Origin of the sequence: Nostoc sp. LPT (assembly GCF_017115165.1) — a bacterium.
Classification (GTDB): Bacteria; Cyanobacteriota; Cyanobacteriia; order Cyanobacteriales; family Nostocaceae; genus Nostoc.
Window position 1 is genome coordinate 94,748 of the sequence record NZ_JABXKF010000179.1, and the last position, 17,261, is coordinate 112,008.

The following is a 17,261-nucleotide window of genomic DNA, read 5'->3' on the forward strand; positions in this document are numbered from 1 at the left end:
TATATTTCCTTAGCTTGGGAACATTCTTAAGCCTTCTTCTACTATGTCATGATAGCCATAATCCTGACCACTGATGCTATCGTGTAGACGACGTATCTCATCTTTAGTAAGTTTTCGACCTATACGTTTTTGAATCTCACGAACAGCATCAGCAAACTGCTTGTTCTGAGCTTGATTATTCCTCGGCGTACCTCCTGAAGACATGAGAATATATCCTGCTGCGGCAAGTCCAACGATGAGAATGCCAATGGCAACAACATCTCCTGGACCAGGGGCTGGTGAATCAACCTGTGAAGCAATACCAGCAGCAACAGCATATCTAGTAAATACATTCCAAGCAATAGCTTCTGCTGCTTGTCGAAGGATTATATCTTGAGTTGCTTGCAATTTAGCTTGAACAGCCGCAGGTTCTTCGTTATTCTGTTTTACCCTTAAGAAACCAGCTTCTAAAGCTGTCTTTATGATCTTTTCGTAACCGACTGTTTGAAGTGCTTCTCGTCCTATATCTGCCGCTTCATCTTCACCAGGAGTGTGGTTAAACTCTTCAGGTGCAGGGGTGTAATTTAGTTCTTCAGCTGGAGTATAGTTTTCATCAACAGTAGGTTGAATTAACTCAGATTGGATAGATGCGTTCAGAGATTTAGTTTGTATTTCCTCTTCCTGCTCTGGTATCGCTTCTCTTTGTACTAGGGGAGTTATCGCAGCTGCGAAGGGCTTGGTTTGCACTTCCTCTTGAGTGTGTTTCTCTGGTATTATCTTCTGTTGCAAAGTAGGGGCTGGCATTGACATGACTCGATTTGCCATCCAATCGGCTTCCTGCTCATACTGGTCTGTTGGTTCTCCAACTGTGAGTTTTGCCTGTGGACGACGCAAGGATATACGACTAATGTCGTGACTCAGGGGCTTTTCTTTGATGGCTTCTGATTCCGATAATTGCTCATCAGCAGACTGGGCTTCTTGAAAGTCTGGTGCTACCTTGATTATCGTTTGGGGCGGGGCAATTTGTGAACCAAAGCCGCGTATTGGATTCGCCAGTGTCGGAATATCTGGCGAGGCAAGCGACGGATTCGTAAAAGTTGATGCGGCTGATTTCTTACGCTGAACGGTGCGATCGCTCATCTCACCCTACCTCATACTCACAAGGCGTATTTTTGAGACAGATTATACAATTTGTCTAGTGGTGATCGCTATCGACTTAAGTAGAAATTATTCTGTGTCAGCAATCAAGACTTATGTATGAAAATGCGATCGCTTTTGAAGGTGAATGAATTGGGTTAAGTTAGATTTATCTTGTCACAATAAAAATTATTATGTCTTCTGCTCAAGATTTAGGAATAATTTTAGAAGACACATCAGAACATGTTATATTTCCTCCTGGTGATTTATACAGTGATGAACCACCTTTGGAAACAGAAGTTAACTTGCGGCAAATACTGCTGTTGATGCAATGTTTAGAATGGTTGTGGCAGGAGCGTCAAGATTTCTACGCTTGCGGTAACATGACGATTTATTACAGTCCGCGTCAGCGTAAGTCTGAGCAATTTAGAGGCCCCGATTTCTTTGTAGTTTTAAATACCCAACGCAAAATACGCAAAAGCTGGGTAGTTTGGGAAGAAGATGGCAAATACCCAAATGTGATTGTAGAAATTCTTTCTGACAAAACAGCTGCTACTGATAGAGGGTTGAAAAAGGAAATCTATCAAGATATTTGGCGGACTCCTGATTATTTTTGGTTTGACCCGGTAAGTTTAGAATTTAAAGGATTTCATTTATTAGATGGCCGTTATCAAGAACTAGAAGCAAATGAAGCAGGTTGGTTATGGAGTCAGCAATTGCAGTTATATTTGGGAGTTTATCAATCGAAGTTGCGCTTTTTCACTCCTGATGGACAACTGACACCCACGCTAGAAGAAGTAGCACACCAAGAACAGCAACAGCGTCAACAAGCCGAGCAACAACTTGCCCAAATGGAGTCCATGCTTGCTCGCTATCGGGAAAGATTTGGTGAATTACCAGAGTAAAATCACATCCATCCCCCAACTTCTGCATCTGTCAAGGGTTTCTCTAACTTACTGTATTCTGTTTGAGCCGCCCGCAATACGTGTTTCATCTGTACTGGTTCCCCAGCATCGGCAGCCAAAAAAGCTGCATTTAAAGCAATGTTACGGATATTACCCCCAGCGACATTGAGCCGTGCTAGTTGCAGAGCATCTAAATCTGCGGTTGGGGTTTCGGCTGGAAAGATGCGTCGCCAAATCTCGGCTCGTTGCATTGTATCGGGGAAGGGGAACTGCACTACAAAGCGAATCCGCCGCAGGAAGGCTGTATCAATTGCACTCTTCAGGTTGGTAGTCAAGACTGCTAGACCTGGGTAGCTTTCCATCCGTTGCAATAGATAGCTAACTTCTATATTGGCATAGCGATCGCGCGCATCTTTGACTTCACTCCGTTTACCAAATAAAGCGTCGGCTTCATCAAATAACAAAATCACTCCACCTTGTTCTGCGGCATCAAATACCCGACGCAAATTCTTCTCTGTCTCGCCAATATATTTGCTAACTACCGATGATAGGTCAATACGATAGAGGTCGAGGCGTAATTTCTGAGCCAGTACTTCGGCCCCCAAGGTTTTACCAGTGCCACTACTACCTGCAAATAGAGCGCTGATTCCCAATCCCCGCGCACTCTTGCCCCCAAAACCCCAATTATTATATACAGTACTACGTTGGCGCACATGAGCTTCAATTTCCCGGAGAACTTGTTTCTGTGCCTCTGGTAATACTAAGTCCTCCCAATCACCAGATGGCTCAATCCGTTGGGCGAGTTCATCCAAGCGTGGACGTGCTTGCACGCGGCAGGCATCCCATAAAATGCTAGTAATATCGCTTTCTGGCGTTTGTGCTAACTGTCCTGCGGCTTCTGCACAAGCAGCGCGAATAGTTGCCGCACTGAGGTTAAACTGATCCACTAAGGTTTTGACTTGCCCATTCATTTGCGATGCGCTTGCCCCTAATGCATCTTGCCAAACTGCACCTTGTTCTTTGCTAGTTGGCTGATGTACGTCAAAATTAACTACTAGGCGTTGTGATAAGCCGAGCCGTTCTCGACTTGTGACTATTAAAAAGCCCTTTGTGCGTTCGATGAAACGAGCGATCGCATTCAGCCGCGCTGTATCATTAGTATCCAGTTCGTTGCAGTCAATGAGTAAAGCACTCTTACTTAAAATTGTCTCGCGAGTCCACAGGCGGATGAGATTATCCAACTCGCCAGGTGCTAAGGGAATGACTTGTGCAGGTATTACCCACAAGCTTAAACCCTGAAGTTGACAAATTGTCGCGGCAATGGCACGTTTACTAGCAGTTTCACCACTAGATAACTGGATAATTGGCAAGTTATTAACGTTGTCAGCTTGCGACCAAACTGCTGCCACTCGCTCTGCTAAATCTTGGTGTGAGGGTACTAAATCGCTAACCTCTGGTAATGGCTCAATGATACCAGCTAGCCGTTCATCAAGATATTGAATCCCCGTGAGATAATGTAAAATCCGCTCGTCAATTTTCAAGGGACTGAGAGTCAGGGCATGACCATCACCAATTTGAATTAACCGCCAATGACGTAAGGGAGCATTTGGAGCGATCGCATCCCAGTGGACGTTAGGTAAAGCTGCCAAAGCTAAACCCAAAGTTGGGTAAGCTCGTTGTGAATCATCATGAACTATAGCACACAATTTGGCAAAATCTCCATTTAATTCCATACCTGCACACAACAGCAACAAATCTCGTTCAAAGGATGAGAGGCGAAACATTTTGCATACTCTCTCCAATGCTGATGGTGCAGGCATAGCAGCAGCGGCTTCCTGTAACACTTGCTGTAAATGCTCTTGGTTGTTCTCTTCAGGTTGATTTTGCTCTTTTGCCGTGTGATTTTCCAAAATACCACGCACCACGGCTAGGGCTGCTGATAGGTAGCGGTAGTTTGCCTCATCCCAATTGTGATTAATTGTCGTAGCATTCATAAAATTGTCACCTGTGGCGAATCATATTCACCCAATTGATTCTTTTGTAGTGGACTTTCAGCACCATCTACCCGCACCCGAACAATATAAGTTCCTGGCTTGACGTTTTTAACCGGAATAGTAATTGCATCAGTGTCTTGAGTCGGTGGTGCAGCCAAGAAAGAGTAAGCTACCGGATTATCACCTGATACCTCATTGAGTAGCAAAACTACCCGCTGTGTCTTGCCTACTTTGGGCTGGAATTTAACGGTAATTTCTGCTGTGCGTAAATTGTCGCCGCTATTTTCCACTTGAGTGACGAATGCTGTAATTGTTGGATGTAAGACAAAAGCTGCAACGTTTGATTCAACTAGATGATTTGTTTGCCCTGCATTACCTATTGTTAGATGTACAACTTGGACACCCTGAACGCTTGCGTATAAATCTGGCGGGACTAACAAACTGACTTGCGTTTCTTTGACTTCTTGAGGTACTAGTAATGTCTCTGTATTACCGAAACGAACTCGTGTGATATCACCGCGTAACCGTTTACCACGAATTACTAATGTTGTACCTGCAACAATCATTTGTTCAGTTTTTGTTGGAGCTATAACTTGCTCTATATTCGGTTGAGACAAAGGCATAATGTAAAAATTTTCAGACTTGTCATTGCTACTCTCAATCAATACCATTGATGCTAAATAGGTAGCTGAAGGTCGATAGTGTGTTTGTAAAGCAGACCATAACTTAGAAGTTTCTTCCATGTTAAAAAACTCTGGAGTCAGTTTTATCTGCCCAATTTGTTCAGCTAAATCGGATACAGACACACTTGCTACAGCTTGGGAAAAAGCACTTGAGGTATTGGTTGTAGATGCATTTATCAAAGTATTTTCAATAATATCAGATGTGATAGCTGGTGTTTTGTGTAATAAATGCATTGCATAGCCTAGTAGAAGCTCTGCCTGAAAATCCTTGGCTCCGTAGGCTGTTAATAAGTAGTGAAGGTCAAGAGCTAGTGGTGGAGTCGCAGAGCGCGAGTTTCCATTAATACGTGAATGCCTGCTCCGAAATTCTTGAGATACCCAATCGACATTGCGATTCTGCGTTACTTGATAGAGAAAAAGGTTAATTTGGGCACGCTCGTCAGCTTCAACTGAAATTCGATCGGGCGGTAGGGCAGTTACAATCACATCACCAACACTAGCAGCGATCGGATCGCTGACTAAACCATTTTCCAGCAAGACTTTTAGTACTGCTGTCACTGCGGCTATAGAGAGCACATTACTCATCCTGATTCCTCATGGAAATAGCACATATTAATCATGTACGCCAGAGTACATTAATAGAATATATTTTGCAAAACTTTAAGTCCTGTTGTCGCAAAGACTATCAGCACGGCAGACAAAAGTGCATTGTCAACTATTAGTACAGCACGGCATAAATCTACCTACCATATCAATTAAAAAGACTCGGCAATAGTCAAAATTTCATTATTAAAAGTAGCTAAATTTCCACTCCAAGCTACCTAATGTACTTGAGCAGTAAAACTTTTAAAACATCCTCTTAATTAAGATTTTAAATAATTAAAACTAAAGTGCCTATGACTACTAACCCAGTTCCTAAAATTATCTTCCAGTTTAATGTTTCTCCCAAAAAAATGACTATGCTGCAAAGCCAGCTGACAATAATGCATATATCCACCATGTTGTGGTGTTGCTTTCCATCTTAGCCTCCTGATTCACTAGTTCAAATTAGCAGTGTAATTTAAGAAGAGTGTTAAATTAAATTACTTGTCTATCAAGTTTGACTTGCTAGGTTCGTAGTTTGCGCTCTACTTTTCACTCTCTTAGTCACTCAGCACTACTGAAGCTGACGATTCTCGTAGAACTTGCGCTAAATTAAATATCAGGAACAAATTTCAACTGCTACAGGTCTTAAGTTTAAACATTTTATCAAATTTATTGCATTACTTAAGTTACTAATATGTTAAGCTGAGTATAATTAGATAATTACTAGTAGCATATATTACTAATATTCATCTAAGTTATGAAGCAATCATATTTGTAATACTAGTATTATCTCTGAATAAAGTTAACACTTAAAGTAACTAGGATGGGTTGCCCCAGATGAAATCCCCACCTTCTTCAAATTCTTGGAATGGTCGCTTCGTAGGTGATAACCAGCGATACCGTTTAGACAGACGGTTAGGCGGGGGTGGCATGGGAGAAGTTTTCCTGGCAACAGATACCCGTGTCGGTCAGCAGGTAGCGTTGAAGTTGCTCAAAGATACGCTAGTGGCATCGCTCGAAATGAGAAAGCGTTTTGAGCGGGAGGTGGCAGTTTGTGCTGCTTTGCAAAGCGACCACATTGTTAAGATTAGTGACTGTGGAGTCACCCCGGAAGGTTTTCCATTTTATGTAATGGAATATTTGCGGGGACAAACGCTTGGGCAATTACTGCTGCGCCAAAAGCGGCTGTCTGTTGAGCGGACGGTGAAGATTATGGCGCAAGTTTGTAAAGGTCTACAGCTTGCTCATCAAGGAGTGACTCTCCAACGGGATGGCGGAAAAACCACTGAACATATTCAGGTAGTTCATCGTGACCTGAAACCAGACAATATATTTTTGATGCCGACAGATTTGGGAGAGTGGGTGAAGGTTTTGGATTTTGGTGTTGCCAAAATTCGTAGTGAATCTTCAGAAAATTCCAATATTACAAATATAACTAGTACATTTATTGGTACATTTCGTTACGCACCTCCCGAACAAATCCAAAGCGATCAAAACCTGGACGCCAGAGGTGATATTTACAGCTTAGGGATTATCCTTTATGAAATGCTGAGTGCAGCCGACCCATTTGGAATCAGCATTAAGGGTAGTCATATCAGTGAGGCTTCTTGGGTATTAGCTCATGCTTATGAGCCACCAAAGCCACTGCGATCGCAACCAGAGTGTGAGAATTTACCTGTACAATTGGAAGCGGTGGTGATGAAATGCCTCCAAAAGAACCCAGCTAACCGATTTGCAACGGTAGAAGAACTAAATCAGGCTTTGCAAGCTGCTGCAAAATTTGCCACAGAATTTAGTGTAGCCGGAGAAATTACTGGGCGATCGCAACCTTCTTCTAATCAAGGTTCAAATCACGAAACTGTTCCCAGACAATCAAACGACGACACGATTGTGCGTCCTCCATCTGCTTTCAATCAAGGTTCAAATCACGAAACTGTTCCTAGACAATCGAACGACGACACGATTCTACGTCCTCCATCTGCTTCCAATCAAGATTCAAATCACGAAACTGTTCCCAGACAATCGAACGACGACACAATTGTGCATCCTCCATCTGCTTTCAATCAAGGCTCAAATCACGAAACTGTTCCCAGACCATTTAACCCGATTAAGCAAAACCAATCTGAGCAAACCGTTCCTCCCATTCAGTCTGGACAGCCCCAAGGTTCAAATCACGAAACCGTTCCCAGACCATTTAACCCAGTTGAGCAAAATCAACAAAGTCCTGTGAATAATCCGAACGCCAGCAAACCTGATGTGACGTTATATCAACCACGGCCAGGAGCTAATCAAGGTGGTCAACAAGTACCACCAGACAAAACGTTGTTTCAACCACGACCAGGATCTAATCAAGGCGGTCAACAAGTATCACCAGATAAGACGTTGTTTCAACCACGACCAGGATCTAATCAAAATAGACCACCAGTTCCAGCAGATAAGACGTTGTTTCAGCCGCGACCAGCATCTAATCAAAGTAGACCACCAATGCAACCAGATGTGACGTTGTATCAGCCACGACCTGCGTCTAATCAAAGCAGACCACAAGCACGAACGGATGATACTATTTACCAACCAAGGTTAAGTGAGCAGCTAAGTACGAGAATTACTCCCAATTTCTTGGGAATTCTGGGAGTGGTGTTGGCCATTGGGCTGACTTTAGCAGTAGTAACCTATATATATACTCAATTGCAATCTCGTAAACAGCCAAACACCCAGCAAAATTTACCTAACAGCGATCAGCGCATTTAGAACTTATCAGCTATGTCTAGTTAACTTATCAAGACCACAGATGGGAGGGATTTTTGGGCTTTCTGCATAGATTCGGGAATTACAACTGATTAGTCAGGCATAATCTCATCGGGGCACAAGGTTGTGCCCCTGCCATGTATTACAAACAACATTCCTTAACTATAATTCATCCCAAACTACGGGAAAGGAATAATCTGAAAACGCCGAGTAATCACGATTTTCGCCGCGTGTTTCTTCATCCAGAACTTTGACAACTTTGTTATAAATGTCTTGTGCTTGTTGCGGAGAATCACCAATGCTGGTTAATCCCACCTTGCCAAACTGTGAAAGGCAACCCATCAGATGAAACACTGTACCGGTTTCTGTACCGCTGTCGAAGTGCAATCTGTGGTGAGCAATAATATCCATTAAATCATTAGGTAATAATCCCTGATAGCGCTCTTTTTGCAGATTATCAGTAGCAATGTAATATTTTGGACGACCTTGTTGACTATAAAATAAACCTGTGGAAAGGTCATAGCGGCCGTTCGTTAATAATTTTAGGGTCATGAATGGATGAGTTGTACCGCCTTTACGTAGGTTAATTTCGATCGCCTGAATATCCCACTCTCCGTTACCCTTGTCAACGGCAATAAAATCTAATCCAAATCGCTCTAAAGTGCCTTTCTCTGCTAATTTTTTGCCGACTTGAAGTCCTAATTGCTGTAATTGCAATCGATATCTTTCATCAGCAGGAAAGCGACAACCAAGGTAAATCTGACCGTCTGGGCCTCCGAGAATTTGGTCGTGAGTTGAAAGGATTTCCACTTCGCCCTGGGGTGTGATCCGTCCTTGGACGCTGGGCGATCGCTTAATTTCCCCTTCCACAAATGCTTCAGCGATTGCGCCTAACTCAGGCATTTTTCCCAAAAAACTATCCCAAGTTTCTTGTTTTGCTTGAAAGCGCATCGTTGATAAGCGATCGCTAATTGCTGCTATCCTTTCAGCATGAGTACCAATGTTTGGCGCTAAATTCTCAATCGGTCTAAGATCCAACAATGCATTCCCCTCTCCAGAAATGCCCTCGTTGAGTTTTACTACTACCCGTTTTAATGTTGGTTGGCGTTCCCACAAATCAACGGTAGCTTCTGCCATATCTGTGTGGTTCCAAACTTTTTCGCTGCCATCTGGATGCGGTATTCCGCTTTCTTTGAAGATTTTCCGACTACCACTTTTTGTCCCCCAAATTTGTAAATCTGGTGCAGCAGCATACAGTGGCACACCTAATTTTAAAGACAATTCGCCTTCCCAGTAGGTAGAGTTGTAGCAGATCATAAATGATTTGTCTAGCCTCAAAGATTGACGAATCCGCTCTAGCAAGCGGGGGCGTTCTAAAATCTTTTGGCTCAGAGGCTTTAAGGAGGAATCGTAAGTAGAAAGTAGCAGTAAGCGATTGCGAGCATGAGAAAAGGGAATTCCTGGCAACAGTTGCAGATAATAATCAATGATACTAGGATGCAGTGGTACTGATGTTACATAAATCAGTCGAGTCTGCGGATTCTGCAACCGAATTAAGGAAAATAGTAATCTTTCTTCATAATGCTCGCAGCCTTCGATTTTTTGGAGTTCGCCCTGGTCGATACTCAGGGAGGGAATAATTAAAATATCTGCTTCACTATTGTCAAATAGTTCGCTCGTTTTCCAGCGATCGCGCAGGGTTAATTGTAAGTGGCGGAACTTTTCAACTTGTTCTAACTCAGAAATATTTAATGTTGCCATAACCCATGCCCTCTAATGATCTCAATGTAGCGCACCACGCACCCTTTTGGACGATGTATAGTTGCCGTGTCAGTATTTAGATAGTTTTACAAAAAATTTCCGTAAGTCCGCAAGGAACGATCGAACTATAGCGACTCGTAAATCGCCAACTTTTTTATTCTTTATTTTCGTTTCCATCTTAAGGTTGAGCTAATTGCTGCTTAGTTTACCTCTAGGGGGCGATAAAGTACAGCAATATAATAGTTAACTTGAAAGCAGATCAAAAAGATAAATTCTTCATCACATCAGAGTTGTGTATTTATTTTCGAGGATTGATAATGTAAGTTGCATACAGTTGCTAGGATATAAGTAAGTTTGGCAAACATCCAGGATATAAATGCCTAAAAGTGCAAATGGCTAATGAGAGTAAAAGCAAAAAATAAACCTTGGGTTGAATTTTCGATCCAAGGTTTAGTTATGAAATAGGGAATGGGAGAGACGATAAAAATGGGGTCTAATCAATGCCCAATGCCCCATTCCCAATGCCCAATTCAATATTAAATTATCAAGGTAAAACAGATGGCTAAATCAAAAGAAAAAAAAGAGCAAAAATTACAACCGCCACAGCAACAAGAAACACCAGGTGTTGAATCAGAAATGACACCAAAACCCAAAGCAGATGATGCTCAGTATCGGGGTAGTGGCAAGTTACAAGATAAAGTAGCATTGATTACGGGTGCAGATAGTGGTATTGGTCGTGCTGTTGCGATCGCATTTGCAAAAGAAGGTGCAGATGTGGCGATCCTTTACCTTAACGAACATGATGATGCCAAAGAAACAAAAGATTTGGTCGAAAAACAAGGGCGTCGTGCAGTAACCATCGCAGGTGATATTGGCAATGAAACTTTTTGTCAGCAAGCTATACAACAAACAGTTGGTGAGTTTGGCAAACTCGATATTCTCATCAATAACGCCGCCGAACAACATCCGAAAGAAAGTATTGAAGAAATCACCGAAGAACAGCTAGAGCGAACTTTCCGCACTAATATCTTCTCAATGTTTTTCCTGACTAAAGCTGCACTCAAGCATTTACAAGCGGGCAGCGCTATCATCAATACCACATCGGTAACAGCTTATAAAGGTAATCCCCAACTACTAGATTATTCCTCTACAAAAGGTGCGATCGTTGCTTTTACTCGCTCCTTATCAAAAAATTTGGTGTCAAAAGGAATTCGCGTTAATGCAGTTGCGCCAGGACCAATTTGGACACCTTTAATTCCCTCAACTTTTCCCGAAGAGAAAGTTGAAACTTTTGGTAAACAAGTACCAATGGAACGAGCCGGACAACCAGAAGAAGTTGCTCCTAGCTACGTATATTTAGCCTCTGATGATAGTTCTTATGTCTCTGGACAGGTGTTACATGTTAATGGTGGAGATGTTGTCAATGGTTAAGTAGAATAGTTAGGGATTACTCAATTTTGGATTTGAGGTTTTGGATTTTAGATTTTTCTTTCAATCCCAAATTTAAAATCCAAAATCGCTAGAATTTGCAGTCATAATTTTTTGTTTTTTCATTCTTAACTCCACCCTCATGGTCATCCATTGGAGGGATGATTTAATGTGTAAATATTGATAATCTGTCTAACAGCGTACATTTAAGAAATAATAACTACGTTTATGGCATCTCTTACACCACTGCATGGCAGAGAACTAGTAGATTGTGCTAGAGCAAATGCCCAGCAAGGAATTGAAACTGCTGCTTATCAATGTGGCTATGGTCAAGACCTCAACAAATTTGCCCAAGAACTAAGACAAGCTTGTGAAGACATGAATTTACAAGTGAAAGAACTTAGCGGATTGATTACTGACCAGGACATGATATTGCAATTGGGTACTGGCGAAATTGTTGCTCCAGATACGGAATCAGAATTGTAAAAGTTAAGTTAGTCATTTGTCCTTTGTCATTTGTAGTGTGTTATTCACTAATGACTAATGACCAATAACTCTTTTCATAACTTTAAAATTACCCGCGCCAAATTGAAGTAGATCAAAACGCCTACGACATCAACTGCTGTGGTGATGAATGGTGCTGACATTAATGCCGGATCTAAACGCAGATAGCGAAATAGAAACGGCAGTGCTGAACCGGAGATCGAAGCTAAAATAGAGATAGCTACCAAACTAGTGCCTACAGCGATCGCTACTTCTAATCGTCCTTGCAGAAAATAAGCCCAGACAGTAGCGATCGTACCTAACATTCCTCCCAATAATGCCCCAGCGATCGCTTCTCGGCCGATTACCTGCAATACCCCAAGCGATCGGATTTCATCGGTGTTCATCCCGCGAATCACCACTGTAGAAGATTGAGCGCCTACATTACCCCCAGTACCAGTCAACAAGGGGATAAAGGCCGTCAGTGTCACCACTTTTGCTAAAAGATCCTCTTGCGACTTAATAATCGTGCCCGTGACAGTATTGGTTATAAGTAACACCAATAACCAGACAACCCGCTTCCGAGCAATTTCCAGCAAATTCATTTGAAAATAATTGTCGCCCCCCGACTGCACACCACCCAAGGCATAGATATCCTCGGTGGTTTCTTGTTGCAGAATATCAATCACATCATCCACCGTAACAATACCTACTAGAAGCTGTTCTCGATCTACCACTGGCAGAGCTAAAAAATCATATCTTTGGATTAATCTTGTAACTTCTTCCTGGTCTGTATCAGTGTAGACAAACACCACATCACGGGTCATAATTTCGCCAATAATTTGCTCAGGCTGAGACGTTACTAATTCCCGCAACGATACAATCCCCGTTAAGCGCCTTGCCGCATCCATGACATAAAGATAATAAATCATCTCACTGGCATTAGCTAAGTTGCGAATTCGCTCTAGAGCTTGAGATACTGTCAAATTTTCTTTCAGCGAGATTAACTCTAGTGTCATGATTCGCCCAGCTGTATCAGCTTCATAACCCAATAGTTGGGCTGTAGCTTGACGTTCTGCTGGACTCAGTTGTTCTAGCAGGCGATTGACAACTTTTGCCGGTAATTCATCAAATAACCTAGCTCGGTCATCCGGCGACATTTGATCGACAATATCGCAGACTTCCTGGCTTTTAAGTTCTTCAATTAACCGTTCTTGAACACTGTAGTCAAGATATTCATAAACTTCGATTGCCTCATCCTTAGAAAGCAAGCGAAAAGCCAAAGCGTGCATTGCTTCTGGTAAACCCTCAATCGCCTCAGCGATATCCGCAGGCTGCACGGGTACGAGAATAGATTTTGCTCCCTGCAAGTCTCCTGCTTCCAGGAGCATTTGCAGCTGAGTCCGCACTAAATCTCGCAATTCCCTGCGTGAGAGATTCTGGATGGTAGAGTTTAAATTGTTTGTCTCAGTCAAAGTCCACTTTCCTCAGCCAGTTTGAACAAGGTTGCTGCACCTAGTCTAGGGGAAAGTGGGATGTGCAACGTCAAACTTGTAATTTTTCTAACTTGGAGTAAATTGAAAACTTTTGTAAATGAACGAAAGAGTAGGGTTTCGGACGCTGACAATTCTTTGCTCGCGGTGTCTCGTTGGCGTAGCCTCTGATGGAGAAACTGTCGCGTAGCGATTCGCAGGATAATCCACCCGCAACAAAGTTACTCAAAAAGTACGATTATTTCTTGATTCCAGCAGATTGTGTTTCCTAGCTTAAATGCATGAATGGTAAGGCTCTTGCAAAAGTTTTTGCTCTACTGATTTTAGGTTATTGCTATATTTCTGCTGGTTCTGGTAAAAATACGTAAAATAATAGTCAAGATTAAGTATAGATAAATATTAATTGTTCAAATCTTTAAATATTAAAATTTTTCTTTACAAAATCTTTATATAGTTAATAAATCTGTAGAGAAAACAGATTAAATTATCCGGTACTTTGGCAATTTTTATTTAAAAATCATCAAAACTTTTATATTCCTTTAAATAAGGATATATCAATGTGAAATTTAAACAAAGTTCCATAAACAAGATAGACATAACACTGCGATCTATTGTCAAATATGTAAAAGTAAAAGAATACTTAAATAATCTATGTAAAGTTATTGAATTTGACTAATTACGTATGTACCTGCTTTTCTTGGGCATCGCTTGCCTCAAGGAATATGCATCTACAGATCAGTGAGATTAGAGGCTCTCAAGAATTCAGAAATTTGTTGAAATAAAACAAAGACTAATATGTTCTTCAACTAGTTATTCATAATTAGCAATTACTAAATATATATATTTATAGGTCAATTAATGATTAGCTTATCAATATATCTATCTCCAGCTTTATGATGCATTTTTTGTTGAAAATATTCATCAATGCAAAACTAATCCTGAAACAATCATTATGGCATCAAATCAAAAATTATCGACATCTGTAAGTCCAGTAATTACTACTAAATCATCTCTAGAAAGCATTGATCAGGGACAAACCAGGATTTCTGCTCGGTCTAGCCTACTCTCTCAAGGAGATGGACTCAAGGCAGAGTATTACGACAACATCGACTTCACCAACCTGAAGGTAACTCGTACAGATCCAACGGTGAACTTTAACTGGCGCGCTGGTTCTCCCGATTCGTTGATTGATGCAGATACTTTCTCAGCGCGGTGGACAGGTCAGGTAGAAGCCAAGTACAGCGAAACTTACAAGTTCTACACCACTGCTGATGATGGTGTGCGACTGTGGGTGAATGGTCAACAAATCATCGATAAGTTTATCGATCAACCTGCCACCGAATCCAGTGGCTCGATCGCATTGGTTGCAGGTCAGAAGTACGATATTAAACTTGAGTACTACGAAAAGAAATCCAATGCCGTTTCTCAACTGCGTTGGTCAAGCGCCTCTCAGGTGAAGGAAATCATTTCTAAGTCCCAACTGTATAGTAATATCAGCACAACTAGTAATGGCAACGGACTAAAAGCAGAGTACTACGACAACATCGACTTCACCAACCTGAAGGTAACTACTACAGATCCGACGGTGAACTTTAATTGGGGCGCTGATTCTCCCGCTCCGTCGATTGATGCAGATACTTTCTCAGCGCGGTGGACAGGTCAGGTAGAAGCCAAGTACAGCGAAACTTACAAGTTCTACACCACTGCTGATGATGGTGTGCGACTGTGGGTGAATGGTCAACAAATCATCGATAAGTTTATCGATCAACCTGCCACCGAATCCAGTGGCTCGATCGCATTGGTTGCAGGTCAGAAGTACGATATTAAACTTGAGTACTATGAAAAGAAAGGCAATGCCGTTTCTCAACTGCGTTGGTCAAGCGTTTCTCAGGCTAAGGAAATCATTCCCCAGTCTCAACTTTATTCACCAGTTCTTCAGACCACTATCACCTTAGGCTCGTCTTCGATGACTGTGAACGAAGGCAGTGATAGTGTTACCGTAAAACTAATTAGAAGTGGAGATGTAAGTGGTACATCTTCAATTAAGTATGCAACTATAGGTAATACTGCCACAAAAGGAGTTGACTATGGGAGTGAAGGCATTGAAAGTGCTGGAACACTGACTTTTGCGCCGGGACAAAGCAGCGCACAGGTATCCATTCCGATCAATGATGATTCTTTGATAGAAGCAGATGAAACCTTTAATTTTGTCATCGATCAGGCAGAGGGGGCAACACTAGGAGTCCAAAGAACTCTCGCGATTACGATTCAAGACAATGATCGCTCTGGCCTCGATTTCAGTCAGCCAGTAGTTAATGAGAGTGACGGTACTGCTAAGGTGACAGTTACACGGGGCAATGCTTCGGCGGCTGCTAGCGTCAACTACATAACCCAAGATGGGACTGCTAAAGCTGGATCTGACTACCAGACTGTATCTGGAAGCTTAAGTTTTGTAGCCGGACAAACCAGCAACACCATTGTTATCCCCATTCTTAATGACAACGTTGGGGAATCAAATGAAACATTTGCTTTGAAGTTCAGTAACGCAGTTGGAGTGCAGCTAACTAATCAACAGACAAGTATCACTATTATTGATAATGACTCTGGTAACTTTGCTTTAGATACAGTAGCTTCTGGTTTGAATCAACCTACAGCTTTTGAATGGGCACCTGATGGTAACAGCATGTTCATTGCCCAGAAAAATGGGGTAGTGCGAGTCATGAAAAACGGTAGCTTATTATCAACACCATTTACTGATATTCGCGGACAGGTAAATGATACGCGCGATCGCGGTCTATTAGGCATTGCCGTACATCCAGATTTTGGCAAAAGTCCAAACGGCAACAACTATGTTTACCTGTTATATACCTACGATCCACCAGAAACTAATCCAAACAATTCTAATAATAATCCCAATAGTACATTGGACGATCCTGACCAGAATGGGAATCGTACTGCACGCCTAAGTCGCTTTACAGCTGACCCCAACACTAATTATACTACTGCAATTGCTGGCAGTGAAGTTGTGCTACTCGGCACAAATGGCACTTGGGCGAATATTAGCAAGCCAGATGGAAATAGTACAAATGTCTCACTTGGCTATGCACCATCAGGAATTCTCAACAAAGATACTGGTAAGCCGTTTACCAGCTTGCAAGATTATCTGAATAATCTCGATAAAGTCCAAAATATCCAGAATTTTATAGCCAATGATAGTGAATCTCACTCAGTTGGTTCTGTGCGTTTTGGTACTGATGGTTCTCTGTTTGTTAGCTTAGGAGATGGTACTTCCTACAATGGGATAGACCCGCGAGCAATTCGCGTCCAGGATAAGAATAATCTGTCCGGCAAGATTCTGCGGATTGACCCGATTACTGGTAAAGGCTTATCAAGCAATCCTTTCTACAACGGTGATGCCAATAGCAATATTTCCAAAGTTTATGACTTAGGTCTGCGTAACCCCTTCCGTTTCACAATTGATAAAAAGACCAATACCCCCTATATTGGCGATGTTGGCTTTGGTACCTACGAAGAGGTGAATGTCGGAAAACCAGGGGCTAACTTCGGCTGGCCATTCTATGAAGGTGGCCTTGATGCAAATGGTAATACCGTCAGTCTGAAACAATCATCCTACGCTAGTTTAGATGCAGCAAAAGCTTTCTATAATAGTGGCTCATCTGTTACAGAACCATTGTACACTTACAAGCATTTTGGTTCTAATTCAATCCTCGTGGGTGACTTTTACACAGGTAATACTTTCCCTGATATCTATCAAGGTGCCTTATTCATTGGTGATTTCAGTCAAGGAACTATCGATGCTTTGATATTAGATAGTAAGGGCAAAGTTACCTCAGTTAAGCAGTTTGCTTCCCAAAAGGACAGGCCTAATCTCGGACTGCCTACACAAATCACTACTGGGCCTGATGGTAATCTGTATTACGCAAACTTGACTGGAGGTGAGATTGATCGTTTCCGACCTGTTTAGAGATAAATACAGTTTAGAATCAGCAACAAAACTCTGATGTAAAGACGCGATTTATCGCGTTTTGAAAGAGCAATTATCCTTAA

Annotated in this window: 10 protein-coding genes; 5 read left to right on the top strand and 5 right to left on the bottom strand. The window is 42.0% G+C overall.

What is annotated here, in order from left to right:
• Window positions 1–9: 9 nt before the first annotated feature.
• Window positions 10–1,119 carry a hypothetical protein gene (locus HWQ58_RS35660; protein ID WP_292873190.1) on the bottom strand — a complete coding sequence of 370 codons (1,110 nt, stop codon included), beginning with the start codon at window positions 1,117–1,119 and terminating at the stop codon, window positions 10–12.
• 191 nt (window positions 1,120–1,310) lie between these two features.
• Between HWQ58_RS35660 and HWQ58_RS35665 the strand changes: the two genes are divergently transcribed.
• On the top strand, window positions 1,311–2,021 hold the full coding sequence (locus HWQ58_RS35665) for a Uma2 family endonuclease (RefSeq protein ID WP_292873192.1): 711 nt from the start codon (window positions 1,311–1,313) through the stop codon (window positions 2,019–2,021).
• Between the two features lie 2 nt (window positions 2,022–2,023).
• On the opposite strand, the gene HWQ58_RS35670 is transcribed toward HWQ58_RS35665, so the two are convergent.
• Both HWQ58_RS35670 and HWQ58_RS35675 read right to left on the bottom strand, forming a co-directional pair.
• Window positions 2,024–4,015 (bottom strand): ATP-binding protein, encoded by a 1,992-nt coding sequence (locus HWQ58_RS35670; RefSeq protein ID WP_292873194.1) that lies wholly within the window; start codon window positions 4,013–4,015, stop codon window positions 2,024–2,026.
• On the bottom strand, window positions 4,012–5,283 hold the full coding sequence (locus HWQ58_RS35675) for a DUF4255 domain-containing protein (protein WP_292873196.1): 1,272 nt from the start codon (window positions 5,281–5,283) through the stop codon (window positions 4,012–4,014). The genes HWQ58_RS35670 and HWQ58_RS35675 overlap by 4 nt, the downstream gene beginning before the upstream one ends.
• Window positions 5,284–6,120: 837 nt before the next feature.
• Here HWQ58_RS35675 and HWQ58_RS35680 point away from each other — a divergent pair.
• Entirely contained in the window at window positions 6,121–8,031 is a 1,911-nt protein-coding gene (locus HWQ58_RS35680) for a protein kinase (RefSeq protein WP_292873198.1), read from the top strand.
• Window positions 8,032–8,190: 159 nt separating this feature from the next.
• Here HWQ58_RS35680 and HWQ58_RS35685 read toward each other — a convergent pair whose 3' ends face one another.
• Window positions 8,191–9,789, bottom strand: coding sequence for a peptide ligase PGM1-related protein (locus HWQ58_RS35685; protein ID WP_292873200.1), 1,599 nt, complete (start codon window positions 9,787–9,789; stop codon window positions 8,191–8,193).
• A 558-nt stretch (window positions 9,790–10,347) separates the two neighbouring features.
• Between HWQ58_RS35685 and HWQ58_RS35690 the strand changes: the two genes are divergently transcribed.
• Complete coding sequence (locus HWQ58_RS35690) at window positions 10,348–11,220, top strand: SDR family oxidoreductase (protein ID WP_292873202.1); 873 nt, start codon at window positions 10,348–10,350, stop codon at window positions 11,218–11,220.
• 225 nt (window positions 11,221–11,445) lie between these two features.
• Window positions 11,446–11,703, top strand: a complete 258-nt coding sequence (locus HWQ58_RS35695) for a hypothetical protein (protein ID WP_292873204.1) — start codon at window positions 11,446–11,448, stop codon at window positions 11,701–11,703.
• A gap of 74 nt (window positions 11,704–11,777) precedes the next feature.
• Here the strand turns inward: HWQ58_RS35695 and mgtE are convergent, their stop codons facing one another.
• On the bottom strand, window positions 11,778–13,175 hold the full coding sequence (mgtE, locus tag HWQ58_RS35700; protein ID WP_292873206.1) for a magnesium transporter: 1,398 nt from the start codon (window positions 13,173–13,175) through the stop codon (window positions 11,778–11,780).
• Between the two features lie 970 nt (window positions 13,176–14,145).
• On the opposite strand from mgtE, the gene HWQ58_RS35705 reads away from it, so the two are divergent.
• The gene (locus HWQ58_RS35705; protein WP_292873208.1) at window positions 14,146–17,178 is read left to right on the top strand and encodes a PA14 domain-containing protein; all 3,033 of its coding nucleotides are present in this window, start codon (window positions 14,146–14,148) and stop codon (window positions 17,176–17,178) included.
• Window positions 17,179–17,261: the final 83 nt, after the last annotated feature.

Excerpts from the sequence above, each read along its gene's own strand:
- HWQ58_RS35660 (WP_292873190.1), bottom strand. The coding sequence starts at position 1,119 with ATGAGCGATCGCACCGTTCAGCGTAAGAAATCAGCCGCATCAACTTTT.
- HWQ58_RS35695 (WP_292873204.1), top strand. The coding sequence starts at position 11,446 with ATGGCATCTCTTACACCACTGCATGGCAGAGAACTAGTAGATTGTGCT.
- HWQ58_RS35685 (WP_292873200.1), bottom strand. The coding sequence starts at position 9,789 with ATGGCAACATTAAATATTTCTGAGTTAGAACAAGTTGAAAAGTTCCGC.
- HWQ58_RS35670 (WP_292873194.1), bottom strand. The coding sequence starts at position 4,015 with ATGAATGCTACGACAATTAATCACAATTGGGATGAGGCAAACTACCGC.
- HWQ58_RS35690 (WP_292873202.1), top strand. The coding sequence starts at position 10,348 with ATGGCTAAATCAAAAGAAAAAAAAGAGCAAAAATTACAACCGCCACAG.
- HWQ58_RS35675 (WP_292873196.1), bottom strand. The coding sequence starts at position 5,283 with ATGAGTAATGTGCTCTCTATAGCCGCAGTGACAGCAGTACTAAAAGTC.
- HWQ58_RS35705 (WP_292873208.1), top strand. The coding sequence starts at position 14,146 with ATGGCATCAAATCAAAAATTATCGACATCTGTAAGTCCAGTAATTACT.
- HWQ58_RS35680 (WP_292873198.1), top strand. The coding sequence starts at position 6,121 with ATGAAATCCCCACCTTCTTCAAATTCTTGGAATGGTCGCTTCGTAGGT.
- HWQ58_RS35665 (WP_292873192.1), top strand. The coding sequence starts at position 1,311 with ATGTCTTCTGCTCAAGATTTAGGAATAATTTTAGAAGACACATCAGAA.